This is a genomic window from candidate division TA06 bacterium (genome assembly GCA_004376575.1).
GTDB lineage: Bacteria > Hydrothermota > DG-26 > E44-bin18 > E44-bin18 > E44-bin18.
Map to the genome: position 1 here is coordinate 27546 of SOJN01000142.1, position 17442 is coordinate 44987.

General features: G+C 50.2%; 16 protein-coding genes and 1 other RNA gene. 15 read left to right on the forward strand and 2 right to left on the reverse strand.

The window, feature by feature from the left end:
* Positions 1 to 10 precede the first annotated feature (10 nt).
* The 3 genes from E3J62_11570 to E3J62_11580 are packed head-to-tail and all read left to right on the forward strand — an operon-like array spanning position 11 to position 4619.
* Positions 11 to 406, forward strand: a complete 396-nt coding sequence (locus tag E3J62_11570; GenBank protein ID TET43978.1) for a prepilin-type N-terminal cleavage/methylation domain-containing protein — start codon at positions 11 to 13, stop codon at positions 404 to 406.
* Positions 407 to 2983 (forward strand): type II secretion system protein, encoded by a 2577-nt coding sequence (locus E3J62_11575; GenBank protein ID TET43979.1) that lies wholly within the window; start codon positions 407 to 409, stop codon positions 2981 to 2983.
* Entirely contained in the window at positions 2973 to 4619 is a 1647-nt protein-coding gene (locus tag E3J62_11580; protein ID TET43980.1) for a hypothetical protein, read from the forward strand. Before E3J62_11575 ends, E3J62_11580 begins: the two co-directional genes overlap by 11 nt.
* 89 nt (positions 4620 to 4708) lie before the next feature.
* Here the strand turns inward: E3J62_11580 and E3J62_11585 are convergent, their stop codons facing one another.
* On the reverse strand, positions 4709 to 5191 hold the full coding sequence (locus tag E3J62_11585; GenBank protein TET43981.1) for a hypothetical protein: 483 nt from the start codon (positions 5189 to 5191) through the stop codon (positions 4709 to 4711).
* A 230-nt stretch (positions 5192 to 5421) separates the two neighbouring features.
* On the opposite strand from E3J62_11585, the gene E3J62_11590 reads away from it, so the two are divergent.
* From E3J62_11590 to E3J62_11645, 12 genes are all read left to right on the forward strand, one after another.
* Entirely contained in the window at positions 5422 to 5625 is a 204-nt protein-coding gene (locus E3J62_11590; protein TET43982.1) for a DNA-binding protein, read from the forward strand.
* 30 nt (positions 5626 to 5655) lie between these two features.
* Positions 5656 to 6690: a type IV pilus assembly protein PilM gene (gene pilM, locus E3J62_11595; protein TET43983.1), complete on the forward strand. Its 1035-nt coding sequence runs from the start codon at positions 5656 to 5658 to the stop codon at positions 6688 to 6690.
* Between the two features lie 15 nt (positions 6691 to 6705).
* Positions 6706 to 7332, forward strand: coding sequence for a hypothetical protein (locus tag E3J62_11600; GenBank protein TET43984.1), 627 nt, complete (start codon positions 6706 to 6708; stop codon positions 7330 to 7332).
* Positions 7333 to 7381: 49 nt separating this feature from the next.
* Positions 7382 to 8005, forward strand: a complete 624-nt coding sequence (locus E3J62_11605; GenBank protein TET43985.1) for a hypothetical protein — start codon at positions 7382 to 7384, stop codon at positions 8003 to 8005.
* 27 nt (positions 8006 to 8032) lie between these two features.
* Positions 8033 to 8482, forward strand: coding sequence for a hypothetical protein (locus tag E3J62_11610; protein TET43986.1), 450 nt, complete (start codon positions 8033 to 8035; stop codon positions 8480 to 8482).
* Positions 8483 to 8492: 10 nt separating this feature from the next.
* Positions 8493 to 10178 carry a type IV pilus secretin family protein gene (locus tag E3J62_11615; GenBank protein TET43987.1) on the forward strand — a complete coding sequence of 562 codons (1686 nt, stop codon included), beginning with the start codon at positions 8493 to 8495 and terminating at the stop codon, positions 10176 to 10178.
* A gap of 113 nt (positions 10179 to 10291) precedes the next feature.
* Positions 10292 to 10642, forward strand: a transfer-messenger RNA (tmRNA) gene (ssrA, locus tag E3J62_11620).
* 59 nt (positions 10643 to 10701) lie between these two features.
* Positions 10702 to 11391 (forward strand): YggS family pyridoxal phosphate-dependent enzyme, encoded by a 690-nt coding sequence (locus E3J62_11625; GenBank protein ID TET43988.1) that lies wholly within the window; start codon positions 10702 to 10704, stop codon positions 11389 to 11391.
* Positions 11392 to 11555: 164 nt separating this feature from the next.
* Positions 11556 to 12167, forward strand: coding sequence for a DivIVA domain-containing protein (locus E3J62_11630; protein TET43989.1), 612 nt, complete (start codon positions 11556 to 11558; stop codon positions 12165 to 12167).
* A 6-nt stretch (positions 12168 to 12173) separates the two neighbouring features.
* Positions 12174 to 12437, forward strand: a complete 264-nt coding sequence (locus E3J62_11635) for a DUF167 domain-containing protein (protein ID TET43990.1) — start codon at positions 12174 to 12176, stop codon at positions 12435 to 12437.
* A 305-nt stretch (positions 12438 to 12742) separates the two neighbouring features.
* Positions 12743 to 14005: a GWxTD domain-containing protein gene (locus E3J62_11640; protein TET43991.1), complete on the forward strand. Its 1263-nt coding sequence runs from the start codon at positions 12743 to 12745 to the stop codon at positions 14003 to 14005.
* 2 nt (positions 14006 to 14007) lie between these two features.
* Positions 14008 to 15384, forward strand: coding sequence for a GWxTD domain-containing protein (locus E3J62_11645; protein TET43992.1), 1377 nt, complete (start codon positions 14008 to 14010; stop codon positions 15382 to 15384).
* A gap of 405 nt (positions 15385 to 15789) precedes the next feature.
* Here E3J62_11645 and E3J62_11650 read toward each other — a convergent pair whose 3' ends face one another.
* Positions 15790 to 17193: a Glu/Leu/Phe/Val dehydrogenase gene (locus tag E3J62_11650; GenBank protein TET44016.1), complete on the reverse strand. Its 1404-nt coding sequence runs from the start codon at positions 17191 to 17193 to the stop codon at positions 15790 to 15792.
* Positions 17194 to 17442: the final 249 nt, after the last annotated feature.

The following is a 17442-nucleotide window of genomic DNA, read 5'->3' on the forward strand; positions in this document are numbered from 1 at the left end:
AGGCAAGAAGATGGGTCTGAGAAACGAAAGTGGATTTAGCATGATCGAGCTCCTGGTGGCCATGGTTGTCATAGCCCTGGGGCTTCTCTCAATCTCTGCGCTTTTCCCCTTGGGGTCCAGAGCCAGAATGAGGGGAGAGGGGATCACCAAAGCGATTGAGCTGGCACAGCAGAGGATGGAACAGCTTGTAGAGCTGGGCTATGACAATCTTGAAGATGGATGTGATTCCACAGTTATACGAGCGTACAGAGTCAAGTGGTGTATAAGTACGCTCAAGTGGGGTCCTGGTACGTACGATGCGCTCAAAATAGTTACAGACACTGTAACGTATATTACGCCGGGCGGAGGATACAGGAAGGTGGGACTGACGACTTATGTATCACCCAAGATCTCCGGAGGGAGGTAGATGACCAAGATGAGGAGAACAAGCGGTTTTACCCTTGTCGAAGTGATTATTTCTCTGGCCATATTCACAATTATAGCCGCTGTTCTTTTTACGATTCTGATAAGAAACCAACAGAGTGCGCGAGTTACCGCTAACCTGATTGAAGCTCAGCAAAACGCGAGAGTGGCTGTTGATGTTCTCTCCCGTGATGTGAGGATGGCTGGATATGGAGTTGACGTGCTTAATTACCAGCCAGTAGTGCAGTATGCTGGCCCCTTTGAAATTATGTACAACTCAAACATGCAACCCTATCCTGATACTTCTGACCCCAGGGGAGACCCGCAGGCTCTCGATTGGGGGGGTGCCAACTTGCCGCCCCATTCGCTCAGGTCCGCCACAGGCCCTAATGACACCACAGGCGCGGAAACAATAGTATACACCCTGGATGCCGACGAGGACGGGGACATAGATCAGGATGATGTTGCAGCAAATCGTCCGACAGCAGAGACCTACAATCCTTACGACATGATGCTGATACGCCGGGTTTATGGCTATAACAGCGCCCTGGGACAGAACACCGTCACTTTTGACGAGCTCGCCCTGGTTCGCGGGCCTATACCCGCAGGCGTGGTTGTTGAGCCCCTCTTCCTTTACTGGCTCGATACGGACAGGGACGGTATTGCTGATTCGCTTTATGGTGACACCGAAGCTCCTGAAGGTGAATTGAATGAGAGCGAGATAGCAGCGCTAACACCTTTGATTTGGCCGGATGATGCTGCTACATTGAGGCAGATTGCGAGGATAACCGTTACTGCCATAGGAGAGATGCCTGAAAAGGACAAGAACTACACGGACAACAACGGCTACAGACAGATCAGGGTGACCTCTGATGTGACCATACCCAAGACCTTTGTAATTGAACGCAGGGAGATAGCGGGCACGGTTTTCCGTGACTGCGGCGGAACTCAGACAGGAATTCAGGGTTGGAGAGTGGAGTTGAGTCCGGCCATTTATGATATAAGCGCCACTGACGGCAGTTACTCTTTTGAAGTTGCTCCAGGAGCTTACCAGGTCGAATTGAAAGACGTGGTGGACCCGTGGCATTTTACCATTGGCGGCGCAATACAGACTGTCGATGTTACCGAATCCAGTGTGACTGACGTCGATTATTTCATTGACTCACCGTATGGAACGGTCCATGGTTCTGTTTTTTGGGATAAAGATAAAGACAGTCTCTGGTCGGAAGATGACGTTCTCATTGATACTGTGTATGGAGACACTGCACGCCTTGGATGGGGTATTTGGGTGGTAGAAGGGGGTAGTCTCAGTACAGACACTTTCAAAATTGTGCCCCCGGATTCTGAATACGCTTTTTATGAGTTCTTCAAGCGGGACTATGATTATTCTTGGTACTGTACGACGTATACGAGTGGTAGCCGCCCGAATCCTTTCATCTTCATAGCCGGCCATGATGCTGGAATGCCTGATGAGTGCGATTTTGATTTTCGATACGATGTTCCTTTGATCAGGGTGTCCTTAATGCCGAGCTGCTCCCTGCCGGAGCTGGCAGCGTATCAGCTGGGTGGGAACCTCATCCGCATTGAGTGGGTAGTGTATGATCCAGACACCCCGTGGGACTCATTGACCAGTACCCTGGAGTATTCCCTGGACCTGGGAGCACCGGGGACGTGGGAGACTCTCAGGTATACCGAAGGTCCCGATACTGTCATGCCCGATACTACGGGTCTCGACAGCACAGGTTTGGCCAGTTTTATGTGGTTTGTACCTCAAATGATGATGACGGAACCCAAGCTTCTTCTTAGGTTAAAAGTGGACGACCCTGATACGCTCAATAAGACCTGTGTAACGGTGTCGGATCCGATGAAGATAAATATCCCATGGCTCGGCCGGGAAGGGGTGTTCGCGGTCCGCGATAGGGTTCCTGGTACTCGATGGGCTGACAGACAGCCACCGAATTTCGACACCCTTCATGTTGAGGGTCTTCAGGTGATGCCTATGAGGAACACTCAAGGCGACTCGCTGTACCTGCCCAGTGGGGTGGTGTGGTATACTGATACTCTTGAAGAAGATACGGCAATGGCGGTTGCGGATAGTATGGGCATATATGACCTGATAATCTACTGGCAGCAGGATACGGTGGAGGTTGAGGGGGAAACGGGTGACTCGAGTAAGGTCTATGCTGATAGCGCTCGCTGGATAACCGAATACGATATCCCCGAAGGTAATATGGTCGAATCGGGTCTGTGGAGATTCTATTTCTGGGGTAACTATGAGTCAGATGTGGACTGCGATATCAAGTTTGTCCCGGAGATCTATTGCTGCGATAATGACGGTAGTAACGACTCTCTCGTTTTCAGCGCCGATTCACTGGCCATAACTACCAACCTTGTCAAGGCACCTGGTCGGTCCCTTGTTAAAATCGAGTATACTACCTACGATGACGTTGTTGACTGTGAAAAGTTGATGTTGAGGGTTAAGACAAAAAGGATGGACGACGAGGCGTCTGAAGCTACTATCTATTTCTATTATAGTGGACCAAGTATTTCGTATCTCATAACGCCAGCGTATGTCGAGTAGTAAGCTTCTGAGGGGACTGCCCGTTTTGTTTTCTAAAGAAGGAGTTGCAGGAGGGATGACACGCCGCGATGAAAAAGGAATGGCCCTTGTCCTCGCCATAATGCTTCTGCTTGTGCTGTTCGTGATGGGTTCCACCCTTCTCATGCTGGCGACCACTGACGTAAAGATTGCCAGCCATCAGATGAGGGACAACAAGGCCCTTTTTGTCGCTGATGCCGGCATTCAGGAAGTTCTCACCAGGATTACCTCAGACGCTAGCTATGTTGGAGACCCTGCGGACTTTGTCAATCCGGACTGGCAGTCGGAGATTTACGCCTCAGGTCCGCCTGCGGGCGCTGGCGATACACTGCGCTTCCTGACGCTCCCTGGATGCGGCGTACTGAATTATGCAGATCCGACTGCGCCCGTCACAGTCCACTACTTGAAAAACAGAGACGGCGATGTCATCTACTATGATCCCGACACCAAGGAACGCGTGACAGACATGCCTCCGCCTCTGGGCGCCGTCCCCATACATGTGGCCGAAGCAACGGGCACAGCGCATGGAGGGGTCTATCCGGTAAGGAGAAAAGCTATCACTGAGTTCATAGTAAGCACACTCGACTATGAGGATTTTTATTACGCGCTTCATACAGGAGGAGATATCTATTTCAGAGCGATATCTTCGTCAAAAGCAGGGAGATTGTCCACGTTTTCCGCATACAGCGATGAGATATCGATTCTGAGACACAATGACGGGGATACGATATACATAGATATGGACGGTAGTGAGTCGTACGACATGGATACGGAAGTGAACTTCTTCGGCGGGGAATGGAACCCCTCTTCTTCCTACGATCTTATGCAGATGAGAAACGTGTTTACAGGGTATCCTCCACCTCATACACCCCCTCCGAACCCTGACCTGGGCCATCTTGACAGTACCGGTTTGATCTTCGCTAATGGAGATATTAGGTTAGATACGATTGACACCTTCATTCCCAAGTTTGGTCAGACTTGGCTTACGGGCACATTGGTCAACTACGATCCATCTGACACAACATATATTCACGGAGGATACAGTGAAGGCGAGGATCCTTTTCCCGTCCCTCTCATAAACATGTCTCATGATTACTGGAAGTACCACGGCGCCGAGATAATAGACAGACTGCACCCGAGCAGTGTTCCAGCAAACTGGGAGCTGGACACTCTGGGGTACCACTGGAAGGGTGGGGCTACAGCGCAGATGGACTCTGGAACTTATTTCTTTTCTGACGACAATGTAATTATCGACAGCATCTTTGATCCACTTGGTGATGTGAAAATCATTACCCCTTTCAGCATCTATATCAGCAACGACGTAACCTATGAGGACGACGATGCGAAGGCAATAGCTTTTCTGGCCGGGGAGGATATTGGCGTAGGTGGGGATATGGCCAATGTGATAGTCAAGGCACTACTTTATGCAAAAAAAGGAGATCTTACCATCTCCAAGCAGGCTGTGATTCTGGGCGCGGTCATAATCCGCGGCGATGCTGAGATCAGTGGTGAGTGTGCTATAATCCTGGACAAGAGGCTCAACGGTGTGTTCGAGTTTGTTGAGCCTGAAAAGAAATATGTGAGTACGGTGCTCTCTTGGCGTGAGGTGAGACCGTAGTACGTGGCGGCGAGTGAAGAAGCCCTGTACCGGACCTCGTACAGGGCTTCTTCAATTGTATAGCAGTGATCTAGCAGATTTCTACTCTTCTAAGGGTAATCCGTTCTCCAGATTCCCCAATCCATCTCAACATAGAATTCCTTATTGAGTCCATAGGCGTCTTCACCATTAAAGCGCAATCTGGCAATAGCATAGTCATTACCATTGTAAATGTAGTCGACCAGGGTCTGGCTTATCGGAACGGGAAGATGCAAGAGGTCGACGGTGGTAGTGTCTCCTGGAAGAACGAAATGCATGTTGATGGGTGGCAGCGCTGGCGCTATTTCACTATCTCCGTGTGAGTCGAAATATTTGATTTCAAGGTTGGTGACCACGGCGTCGACATAGTTGGCCACCTGAAACCTGATGGTGTCGGCGGCGATGGTGGTATCTCCAGACGCCTGGTCTATCACACCTGTCAGCGGATTGACCCAAACTATAACCACCTCAGGCGTAGGCAGCATCTGGCTCACCTGGCCGCAGCCCATGGCCACAATGGCAACAATAGCAAGAATTACTGGGACTATCTTCATCGTAGCCTCCTTTTCCTCAATGGATTATGATAGTCCAATTAAAGGAAAATGTCAAGGGCCGGATTCCCTTGATACACCTATTTTCCAACGAACGCCATCTTGTTTTCTCTACCATGCAGAGATACTACTACTTAAGTATAGTTATGTCAAGTAAAAAATAACAAAAGTTAATTTTTTCGCTTGACAAATAGTTGGCATCACACTATAATCGTTACCTATAGCAGAAATAGATGCTTTCGGAGGCAACAATGCCACTGGCACCAAAGGAAATAGATCCAAACAAACTTTATACAGTCGAGGAGACTGCCACCTTTCTTTCAGTGAGCGGGCAAACTGTCAGAAAACATCTCAGGGACAGGAAACTGACCGGCAGGAAGATCGGCAGAAAGTGGCACATTAGGGGATCAATGATTCGAAGATTCATCGAGATATAGGCCAAGTGCTGTCTAGGCAAGGGGTAGAAGATGCTGGGTAAGAAAAAGTCTGCAGTTGGGCTCGACATTGGTAGCTGCCTGGTTAAGTTTGTAGAAATCCAGGGGCTACCAAAAGCTCCCAGTCTGGCAAACTATGGAATTTGCAGACTCCTTCCTGACGCTATCGTTGACGGCGAGGTTATGGATAGGGAAGTTGTCATCGACACTGTCAAGACCCTTTTTGATACAAGGGGAGAAAAGAACAAGGATGTTGTTGTCGCCGTCTCCGGCCGCGGAGTCATAGTGAAGAAGATAACTATGGCGAAAATGAAAGAGTCTGAAGCCCAGGAGCAGATAAGATGGGAGGCGGAGCAGCACATTCCATTTGACATAAACGACGTGTCGCTCGACTTCGAAATAGTAAACCCTGATGCAGAAGGCGGGCAAATGGAGGTCCTCCTTGTGGCGGCGAAATCTGAGGTCGTTAGTTCCCGCATCACCCTGCTCAGAGAGGCAGGCTTGAATCCAGTCGCCGTGGATGTGGCCTGTTTCGCTGTCCAGAATGCTTTCGTGGCAAACTATGAAGCCAAGCCTGGCGAGCTCATTGCCATCGTCAACATTGGGTCTGAGGTCACCAACATCAACTTCGTTCAAGATAACACAAGCCATTTCACGAGAGACATAACACAGGCTGGCAACGATTGCTCTCAGAGAATTCAGAAAAACCTCGGCCTGAGCACTGACCAGGCCATGGATGTACTCAAGGGAGAGAGGCCGAAGGACATTGACGATGATGTTCTTCAGTCTGTTTTTCAGTCCTTCAGCGAGGACCTCTCCGTGGGGATAGAGAGAGTCCTTCCTTATCTCCCGGGAGGAACTGAGAAGATGGATAGAATTGTGCTTGCCGGCGGTGGCGCAACGATCCCCGGCCTAGCATCATTTCTCTCGGAGAAATTCGGTGTCCCGGTGGAGATTCTTAATCCTATAAAGAAGATATCATATGACCCGGCCCTTTTCGGCGCTGATGACGTCGAAAAGGTGGCCCCCGCGTTGAGTCAGGCTGTTGGTCTGGCGCTGCGGGGATGAAGATAGGTGCTTGAGATGATTAGGATTGATTTACTTCCAAAAGAAGAAAGGAAGAGAAAACCCACACTGGCGCCGAGGGCTCGTGCACCGAGAGCAGCCAGGGCGCCCGTCAAAATAAGAATCCCCGTGGGTGCAGATACTGCCATTGTGGTGGTAATCTTTGTGGTCATTCTGGGATTGATGTATTTCATGTTTGCCGCGCAGAAAAGAGAAATCGCCCGGCTTGACGATGAGATAGCTTCAATGCAGGCTGAACTGAAAAGGCTGAAAGAGGCCGTACGACTGGTAAAGGACCTGGAGGAGAAAGAGCGTGCGATCAAGGTTAAGCTTGAGATCATAGGCAAGCTGAACAAGGATAGGTTCTTGATTGCACACATGTTGGATGAACTGAGTAGACTCGTGCCTGAAAATTGTTGGATACTATCTGTTGTTGAGAAAAAGCTATCTGTGGCCATAGAGGGAATGTCGTTCTCTAATTTCATAGTCGCAGATTTTATGAAGAAGCTTGAGGCTTCCCAGTATTTCCAGAATGTTAATCTCTCGGTTGTAAGCAGGGACAAGGTTGGTGGCTACGAGCTGATGAAGTTTAAGCTTACGACAAACCTCACCTCCCCGAAGCCGTTGCGGACGACTGGGGGGTAGAGCGAGAAGAAGCGAGAGTTAGTTGGCAGTTAAGGCTTGAGGAGAGTACATGCGCAAAAGACTTTTGGTGATAATTATTGCGGTCCTGGGAATCGCAGCAAGCGGGCTGTTCTATAAATACGGCCTGGCAGAGAACAAGATTAAGATACACGATCTTGAAGAGAAGCATGCGGCCTATATCGATTCGGTCAACAAAGCGAGGACTGTCGCAGAACGGCTGGATGAAATGAAAAGAAGGCTCCGCATCGCGGAGCTCCAGTGGGAGAAGGCCACTGAGATGCTTCCCAGGGAGAAAGAGATCCCCGATCTGTTGACTTCGATAACTCGGGTCGGAGCAAAGAACAACGTTTCTTTCCGGCTCTTTCAGCCAAATCCGATGAAACCGGAAGACATATACGTGTCCGTTCCCGTAAGAGTCGCCGTCTCGGCTACTTACCACGATTTGGGTGGGTTTTTGAGTGCCATCGGCAACCTACCCAGAATCGTGAGGGTGAGCGGCCTGAAACTGGTTGGGAGTAAAGGAGAAAATGTAAGTGTGACAGCGGATTTCCTGCTCACGACCTATGTACTTTCAGAAGCCAAGACAAGGGTAGCGACCAGAAGGAAGCCCAGAGCGACACCCGGGCAGAGCAGAAGGCGCGAACCTTCACCCACAGAACTTGGAGAGGACTAGCATCTGACCTATGTTCTGGGAGGCACGATGAGACGAATCTTCATTCTAATTGCTGTTCTTATTTTTGGTTCTGGATCAGCACTTCTGTGTCAGGAGTCCGGCGAAGAGACGCCGTCGGAATCCACGTTGTCGACTGCTTTGGATGAATCGCTCGAGGTTGAACTTCCCTTTGAAAGAGAGTTCTATCACTACGACAAGATTGGAAGAAGAGATCCTTTTCTACCCTTGGTCCCCAAGGAAGACGTGACGGTCCCGAGCATCAACAATCTTGTGCTTATGGGTATCATCTGGGGGTATGCCGGCAAAGTGGCTGTGATCAAGGAGAGGGGAGGCGTGGGCTACGTGATGAGAGAAAGAGATGAGGTTGCCGGCGGCAGTGTAGGGCGTATCACCACGGATTCAATAACGTTTGTCCTGGAAGAATTTGGAGTTGTGTCTGAGTATACACTTACCCTTAAGGGTCAAGGCCGGAGGTGAGGAGGTCGAGATGATTAAGAGTGCAAGTAAGGTGCCACTGATGATTCCACCCCTGTTAATTCTCTTGTTTTCTGTTGCACTGGGTGCGGGCCTGAACGACATTGTAGTCACCAGGTCTTCACAGGGCACGCAGGTGATTCTGGTCTGCGATTCTCCCACTTCGTTCAGACACTACAGGCTTGCCGGCCCTTCTCGGATAGTTCTGGAGTGTGCCGGCCTGCAAAACAACATCAAGGGTCAGAATTACTCTGGCATCAACAGGGGCGGAGTTTCAAGTATATCCATCTCACGATTTGAACAGGCGGATTTCGGGAGAGTCATCATCCAGACGGCGCTCCCAGTCGATTACGCTGTTGTAGGCTCCGCCAACACCGTCATAGTAACGCTGGAAACAGGCACTGGTGTTCCCGGTTTTTCCGAATGGCGTGCCAGCAGATCAGAGGCGGTTGTTTACAAACCTCCCAGGGAGCAGGTCAAGCCAGCGACCGTATCTCCACCGACGACAAAGACTGTTTCGACCAAGAAGGTGGCCCAGCCTCAAACAAGGCGTTTGGGAAAGCTGGTTTCGATGGACCTTGAGGGGGCTGATCTCTTGACTGTGTTGAGGGCTCTGGCAGAATACAGCGGCAGGAACATGGTTGCTGGAAAGGGCGTCAAGGGTACGGTAACAGTGTCTCTGCGCGACGTCCCCTGGCAGCAAGCCCTCAAAATCATTCTCAAGGCTACTGGTTATGCCTATGTTGAGGAAGGCGGAATAATAAGGATTGCCACTCCCAGTAGTCTGGGAAGGGAGAGGGACGAACGGGAAAAAGCGGCTCCGTTGGTTGACAGGGTCTATAAGATAGAGTTTGCCGAAGTAAGGGAAATTTCCACGGTCGTGTCGAGGTCCCTCTCGAAGAGGGGACGTGTGGAATCGGATGTCAGGACAAACTCCCTTGTCGTCAGTGACATCGCTGAGAGCCAGCGGAAGGTCGCGAAACTGATAGGAATTCTCGATTCTCCCACGCCGCAGGTTGAGATTGCTGTGAAGGTCGTGGAGATGAATTATGATTTCTCGAGAGACCTCGGCCTTCAGTGGACTACGGAAAATCTGACGAGCAAGAAGTACAACATAACCGGCGACCTTACAATTGGTGAGCCCATTGAAGAGGGCCACCAAGTTCACATCGCCACCCTCAGAAATTTTGCGCTGCTTGATGCTAAGCTTAGAATATTCGAAAAAGAAGACAAGCTGAAGACCATAGCTAGTCCGAGAGTGGTGGCTGTTAACAATCGGGAGGCGATGATTCTCGAAGGCAAAAAGTTCACGATCATTGCACTCGACCAGAGAGGAAATCCAATAACTCAGCTTTATACCGTGGGAACGCTTCTGAGAACCACGCCCCACATAAACTCTCTTGATGAGATAACCTTAGATATCCATGCCGAGCTATCCAATGTAAGTGAGACTTCGGTCCTGCAGAGAGCACCCATCATTACCACCAGTGAGGCAACCACCAGGCAGCTGGTCAAGGACGGCGAGACGGTCGTTCTTGGTGGGTTCATACGGGAGAGTGAGTCGACATCAGAGAGTGGGATTCCAATCCTGAGAAGCATCCCTCTCCTAGGTAATCTTTTCAAATCCACCAGCAAAGCTGTAACTCGGAGAGAGATAATTTTCTTCATCACTCCACACATACTGAGGAGAATAGAGTAATCGGACTGGTGAATAATTCTTGATACCTGACGGGCCGCCTTCTGAGTTCTTGGCGGCCTTGTCTCTCAAGCTTGACGTTGACGTTCTTTGATTTTGGCTGTATTATCGTCACGGGGGGCGATCCGGTCTCGACGGGGGCAAGGAGACTGAGACTGCGTGCCGAGGTTCCGTCGTCTCGTAAAATGGCGGAAAAACAATAGTTGCCAATAGCAACTACGCTCTGGCCGCTTAATGCGGTCACGTCCTCCTCTGGCTCTTCCTGCGAGGCCATTGGAAGGGCGACGTCAATCGTAGGATAGCCATCCTTCTCCGCCCGGAGGGGGTGGTGAAAGCTGTCAGGGCTGGTTCTATAGATATCCCGCCTCATGGAGATCTGTAGAACGAGACTAGTTATGAGGATACGCGCGTAGTGGTCTCTTTCAATCTGCTTTTGGACGCGGGTTCGATTCCCGCCGCCTCCACCACAATCTTCAGTCCCGGGGTTGGTCTGGTGAATAGACAACTTTGAGTTACGAAAATCGCCTTGAGTACGGTCACTGATAATGTAAGGCTGGTAAAAGAAAGGATAGCAGAAGCAGCAATTAGATCTGGCAGGAAGCCGGAATCGGTTGTACTTGTAGCCGCAGCTAAGGGAATTGAGGCGGAGAGGGTGGAGGAGGCTATAGCCTGCGGCGTTAGTATTGTGGGAGAGAACAGAGTTCAAGAAGCTCTGACGAAATTCAGCAAAGTCTCACTGAAGGCAGACTGGCATATGATTGGTCATCTCCAGACTAATAAGGTGAAGAAGGCCTTGGATATATTCAGCACAATACAGTCTGTCGATTCATTGCGCCTGGCAAGGGAGATCAGCCGACGAGCAGAACAGTTGGGAAAAGAGACGGAAGTGCTGATAGAGGTGAACACGTCTGGCGAGCCGACGAAGTTTGGGGTTGAACCCGAGAATCTCATCGAGGTTCTGGGGGAAGCCATGAGCATTCCTTACTTGAAGATTGTAGGGCTGATGACGATTGGTGTTTTTTCAAATGACCCTGAGCGTGTTCAACCATGTTTTCGGGTATTGAGAGAATTGAAAATGCGTTGTATCGATCAGTTCAGAGAAACTGCCCGAATGAAACTTCTGTCCATGGGTATGAGTAACGATTTTGAAACTGCCATAGAAGAGGGGTCCAACATGGTGAGAATAGGGACCGCCATCTTCGGACCACGAACTTGAACCCGAAGGTCGAACCTGAAACCACAAGATTACACGAGATTAACACAGAAGAACCAATGAACTATGAACAAAACCATAAATGAAGAATCTTGTGAAAATCTGTGATAATCTGTGGTTAGGAGGTTCGAACTTAGTACAGCTAGTTTAGAGCAGGGAGGTATGAGGTGAAGATAACGCCGCTGGACTTGAGAAAACAGGAGTTCAAGAGGGCGATGCGTGGTTACGATGTCCATGAAGTTGACGCATTTCTAGAGATGGTGGCCAAGGAAATGGAGGAACTCCTGAGAGAGAATAGCGTATTGACTGAACGGCTGAGAGAGCTGGACCTTAAGATTGATGACTACAGGAACATGGAGAAGACGCTCCAGGGGACTCTTACGAGTGCGCAGAGGACTGCTGACGACCTTAAGAAGAATGCTGGAAAAGAAGCTGAACTGATCGTAAGAAATGCAAAGATGAGAGCCACCCGCCTTGTAGAGGAGGCGAGGGCGAAGGTTACAGACTTGCAGGCCGAGGTTTCTGCTCTGGAAGGGCAGAGGGAAGTGTTTGTGGCCAAGTTCAAGAGCATGATTGAAGTGCAGCAGAGGCTGCTCGAAGCCCACTCTCTGGGAAAAAGAAGGCCAGCAATAGTCAAACCGTCCCCTGTAATGACTTCTGGTGGTGCGGCACCAGACCCCGAGCCTCAAGGTGGGAGAACCAGCGACTACAGCAGTCTGGGCAATCTGTTCCTCGAAGCAGAGTCGGGTGATACTAGGAAAGCAGCAAATCCGGAGTAGTAAGGTTTGAAGAAAATCAGGGTCAGGATAAAGCCAAGGGCCCTGAAAGATGAAATCGTCGGCTATGACAGCGACGGAGTGCTGGTGGTGAGAGTATCCGCACCACCAGCTAACGGGAAAGCGAACAGGCGTTTAATCGAGCTTCTTGCCAAAGCATCAGGCGTTCCCAAGAAAAGCATAAAAATCATTAGAGGAGCAAGCTCCAGGCAGAAACTGCTTACCGTCCCTGATGACGCTTGCCTACCCAGTCGAAAATCGAAAACGAAATAGGTCCAGTTGAAAAAGAGCCATACTGTCGATAGACAGGGTAGGATAAACTCCGGATCTGCTTGTGTCAGATTGCTTCGCCCGCCTTCGCTCTTCCTGACTCCGCTATCTCTCTAGCTCCGTCGGGCTTCGCGTCAGGCTGACGCATGGCTGCGTCGGGATCGCAATGACACCACCTCCTGTCATTGTCTGGAAAGTGTTTTGAAGTTGGTAGCTAAGAGCTGACAGCTTGTTTAGTGCGTACAGCGTATAGCGTACAGCTGATTCAAGCTGTTTTTCCCTTGCAAAGGCCATAAGGTGGGGATAGTATGCTGATGGGGGTAATACGGGTGAGAAAAGCAATCCATAAACGCTCGAGCACGTGGTTGGCGGCCATTCTGCTCATCAATCTCCTTGTCCTATTCTCTGTCTGGGTTTTCCCGCAGGCGGAAGAGAAGAGGAAAGGAGAAATCGCATTCAAAGTGCGTGGTTCTTCGTTCTATGAGGGGAAACCAAAGACCAAATTCGTCATATACTATGATTTTCGGTATGACCAGCTCAGTTTTCTAAAAAGGGACAGCATCTACGCGGCCTCTTTCGACATCAGTGTGGTCTTCTATGACACTGCTGGGGAGCAGGTGGGCGGGGACATATGGCGCGATCAGGTAACTGCAGCGAACTTCGAAGAAACCAAGTCTTCCAGCATGCGTTTTGCCTCCTACGTAGAGTTCCGGATACTCTCTGGACTATACAGGATGGAAGTTAAACTTGAAGACCTTTCGTCTGCAAGATCTGGCCAGATACAGAAAGACGTCCTGGTGCGATCATTTGGCGAGAGCGACCTGGAGGTGAGTGATCCCATATTCCTGCACTTCTTTTCTGACACTCTCAGAATTCCCAACCCCTCGGCCGAATATTATGGAGCCACGAGGATTGGAGTCCGGTTCGAGATATACAGTTCTTCCGGTGTCGATTCCTTTCCATTGGAGACATCACTGGTCGATTCCAGAGGAAAGGTTTGGAACAGCGGTGTGGTCATGTTGAAGGACAGACCCAAACAGACGAAGACGGTTGTATTCTCAGTGGATACCTTACCAGCAGATAGTTACTTATTTGTGATCACCCTTGCCGACACCACCCGCGCCAGGTGGCCCCTTTTGGTCCGGGTGCCCTTCTTCTTGGATGCTGAGGAATATCTTGAACGGGTAGATGCAATGCAATACATCGCCAGCAAGGATGAGTTGAGAAAACTGAAGGAAGCAGCTTCAAAAGAGAGGATAACAGCCTACAGAGAGTTCTGGAAGAAAAAGGACCCTACCCCCTCGACAGAGAGGAACGAGGCTGAGGAGGAGTACCTCGGCCGAGTCAACTATGCGAATCAGCATTTCGGAGGTCTTACTCCAGGTTGGAAGACAGATAGAGGGATGGTATACATACTCTATGGGAGGCCAGACGATATTGAAAAACATCCGTTTGAGATCGATCAACCTTCATCTGAGGTTTGGTACTACTACTCCTCAGGACTTGAGTTCTTGTTTGTTGATGAGCACAACCTGGGAAAGTATGAATTGAAACGGTGGGGGAGAAGATAGATATGAAAACTATTACACTGGTTCTTGTTCTTTGGTTAATTCTACTGTTCTCTTTCTGTGCCTATGCTTCGCAGCCGCCTCAGCATTTTCCGGCAGAGAGCAAGGGAGACCTGGATTTTGTCGTGGACGCGGTGCGATTCAGGAATCCCGCTGGCATTAATCTTCTGCAGGTTTTCTACGACCTGCCCTATGGTCAGCTTTCACTTGGCGAGAAGAAAGAGAGTGGATACGCCGTGGAATTCCAGATTGATGTTGAGGTGAAAAGCACGTCCACAGGAAATGTACAGAAAAGCTCCTGGACATCATCAAGTCAGGTGAGAAGCAAGGAAGAAGCCTTGAGGAAGAAACTGTCAGGCGTTGACCAGTTCGAAATTGAACTGAAGGGTGGAGTCTATGAATTGAGCCTGACGATTAAAGATCTTAATTCGAAGAGGAGCGGATCGGCTGTTGGAAGAATTGAATTCCCGGAGCTCGGAAGTGTCCTCGCCCTCAGCGATGTACAACTTGCCACGTCCATAACAGTTGACACTATTGGTTCAAACTTCACCCGGGGAAACATAAAAGTGATTCCGAACCCGAAGCGTGTATTCGGTGATAACCTCCGATTCCTCTACCCGCATTTTGAGATATACAATATGAAGTTCGACGCTGCAAATCCGGGCACGTATTCCACGACCTACTCAATTCTGAATGAGCAGGGCGAGGTCGTCACCACCCTTCCGCCTACACAGAGTGAGAAGCTAGGGCATACAGGTGTGGGGGCGAGTGCAGTTAATGTTCTGGGTCTGTTACCAGGGAGATACCTGCTGCAGGTTGAGATAAAGGATTCATCCACCGGTCAGAGTGCGAAGGCCACTTCTTCGTTTGAGGTGGCACGGCTGAAGCCCAGAAGACCCCTGATGGGTGGCTGGGCAGAGGAGTACTTTGACAGGATAGACCTGCTGGCGGGCCAGGACACCTTCAGATTCATGAGAAGCCTGAGTCCCAATGGTCAGGAGCAGTTTCTGATTGACTTCTGGCTCAGGAGAGATCCTACGCCAGGAACTCCTCAGAATGAATTCTTTGACGCCTTCGCTGCAAGAGTGAAAGAAGCTGACGAGATGTTCCGCTCAGGTCTTGAGAGGGGAATTGCCTCAGATCGGGGCAAGATATACATCAAATACGGGAAGCCCGATGATACAGAATCATATCCAACAGACCCGGATTATCCGGCACACGAGGATTGGTTCTACTACAGGGAAGGTGGCATACAGTTCATCTTCTCCGACATCTCTGGAATAGGCAAGTACGAGCTGGTTTACTCGAGTACAGAAGATGAGTTTTTCGATCCGAACTGGCGCCAGTATATCGACGAGGCGTTTATTAAGAAACAGAGATAACTGATAGCTATACGCTGTACGAAAACAAGAGCCATCAGTTTTTGAGTTGTAGGGGCGCGGCGTGTCCTCCGAAGCCACGAAGGGCGAAGGAGGGTTTCCGCGCCCATTTCTGTGCTGTCAGAAGACCAAAAATCCATATGTATCCTGCCTGTCCCGAGCGAGGTGCCGGGCATCGTCGAAGCACGAAGTCGAGGGGAGCATTACCGAAGGGACTGTCCGCAGTGCCAAGAGTAAGAAAAGCTGTAAGCTCTAAGCTAAGAACATGAAAGCCAAGAACTTACAGCTAGATACCAATTTCGTCTTTCGTCCTTGATTGTGTAGCGTACAGCTTTAAGTTACACCCACCCGCGTAGCTTCATCGCTTCTGCCACTCATTTCAGGTCTGCAACCGGATCTCTGACAACATCATGGGAAAATCCCCCGTCTCATGTACGCGGTCTCCAGACGAGAGAGTGCAACGATGTAGGCAGCAGTGCGCCAATCTACACTGAATTGCTTGGCTGTATCGCGAACCTTTCTATAGGCGGAGACCATCTTTTTGTGGAGCTTGGAATCCACCTCTTCGAGTTCCCAGAATTCGCTTCTCTTGTTCTGAAGCCACTCGAAGTAGCTGACGATGACACCGCCAGCGTTGCACAATATGTCTGGGAGCATGTCAATGCCTTTTTCTTCCAGGATTCTGTCGCCGTCAGGGTTTGTCGGTCCATTGGCTCCCTCAGCAACAAGCATCACTTTCAGCCATGGAGCAGTCTCAGCCGTAATCTGGTTCTCGAGGGCCGCAGGTATGAATATGTCTGCTTCTGTTTTGAGGAAGGCTTTGTGGCCAAGCGGTTTCGCTTTCGGATACCCTGCTATTACTTCATGATTGCTATTGACATATTCCAGGAGGTTGTCGGGGTCGATCCCCCTTGTATTGATAATGGCTCCGCTCACATCTTCTACGGCAGTAAGTCTGGCACCGTGTGACTTCAGCAGACGGGAAGCCCAAGAACCTACATTACCGAATCCCTGTACGATATACGTCGCGCCGTCCAGGTCGAACCTCCGGTCCTTCGCCCACTCTTCTATAAGATATACAACGCCCTGACCCGTTGCCTTGTCTCTGCCCAGGCTGCCGCCTGATTCAATTGGCTTCCCGGTGACCACGTGAATGCACCGATTCCGTTCGTGCGCGGGCATAGTTGAAAGGTATGTATCTAAAATCCACGCCATGATCTGTGAATTCGTGTTCACGTCGGGTGCAGGTATGTCGTATTCGGGTCCGATGGTGTTTCCCAATGAGTACGTGAAACGTCTGGTGATCCTTTGGAGTTCACCGATTGAATGTTTTGATGGATCGAACTTGATTCCCCCTTTGGCTCCACCGAATGGTATGTCCACAATCGCCGACTTCCAACTCATCCACGCGGCTAGGGATCTAACCTCATCGACGTCAACTCCTGGGTGAAAGCGGAGTCCGCCCTTAAATGGGCCGAGTATATCGTTATGCTGCACTCTGTAGCCTGTGAAAATCTTGATCCGGCCGTTGTCCATCACTACCGGAAAGTGAACCGTTATTTCATTCATCGTATTTGCCAGAATCTCGCGAACGTTTGGCTCTAGATTCATAATGTCCGCAGCCTTGTTGAACTGCTCGAGCACACCTGCATACACGCTCTTCTTCAGTCCTTCAGTTACAACCCTCGTTTTCGTCCCCGGCTTTTGCTCATAATCCGAGCAGTGCCATACTCCACCCTCAGGCCGCGGAAGGTTACAGATTTCGTCCTGTGCACAATTGGCACAGAGACCTCGGACCCTATCAGCAGCCATCTTCTCAGTTTCCGGTTCGGGCTTTAGAGCCAGCGGTGTGCTTATTAGCATGTCGCCGCTAAAGGGGTATGGTTGGTACAACAGTTTCCATTCCTTTGTCTTTGAGAGCGGACGTATCTCTTCAACCTTGGGTTCGACATGCTTCGCGACCGGTTTTCTTCGCTGCCTCATCCTCGGCGGGCTGACGGGGAGCGAGGTCTTACTCGCCTTCTTTGCTTGTCTGCCAGCCCCTGCCCTCTTCTTTGTTTT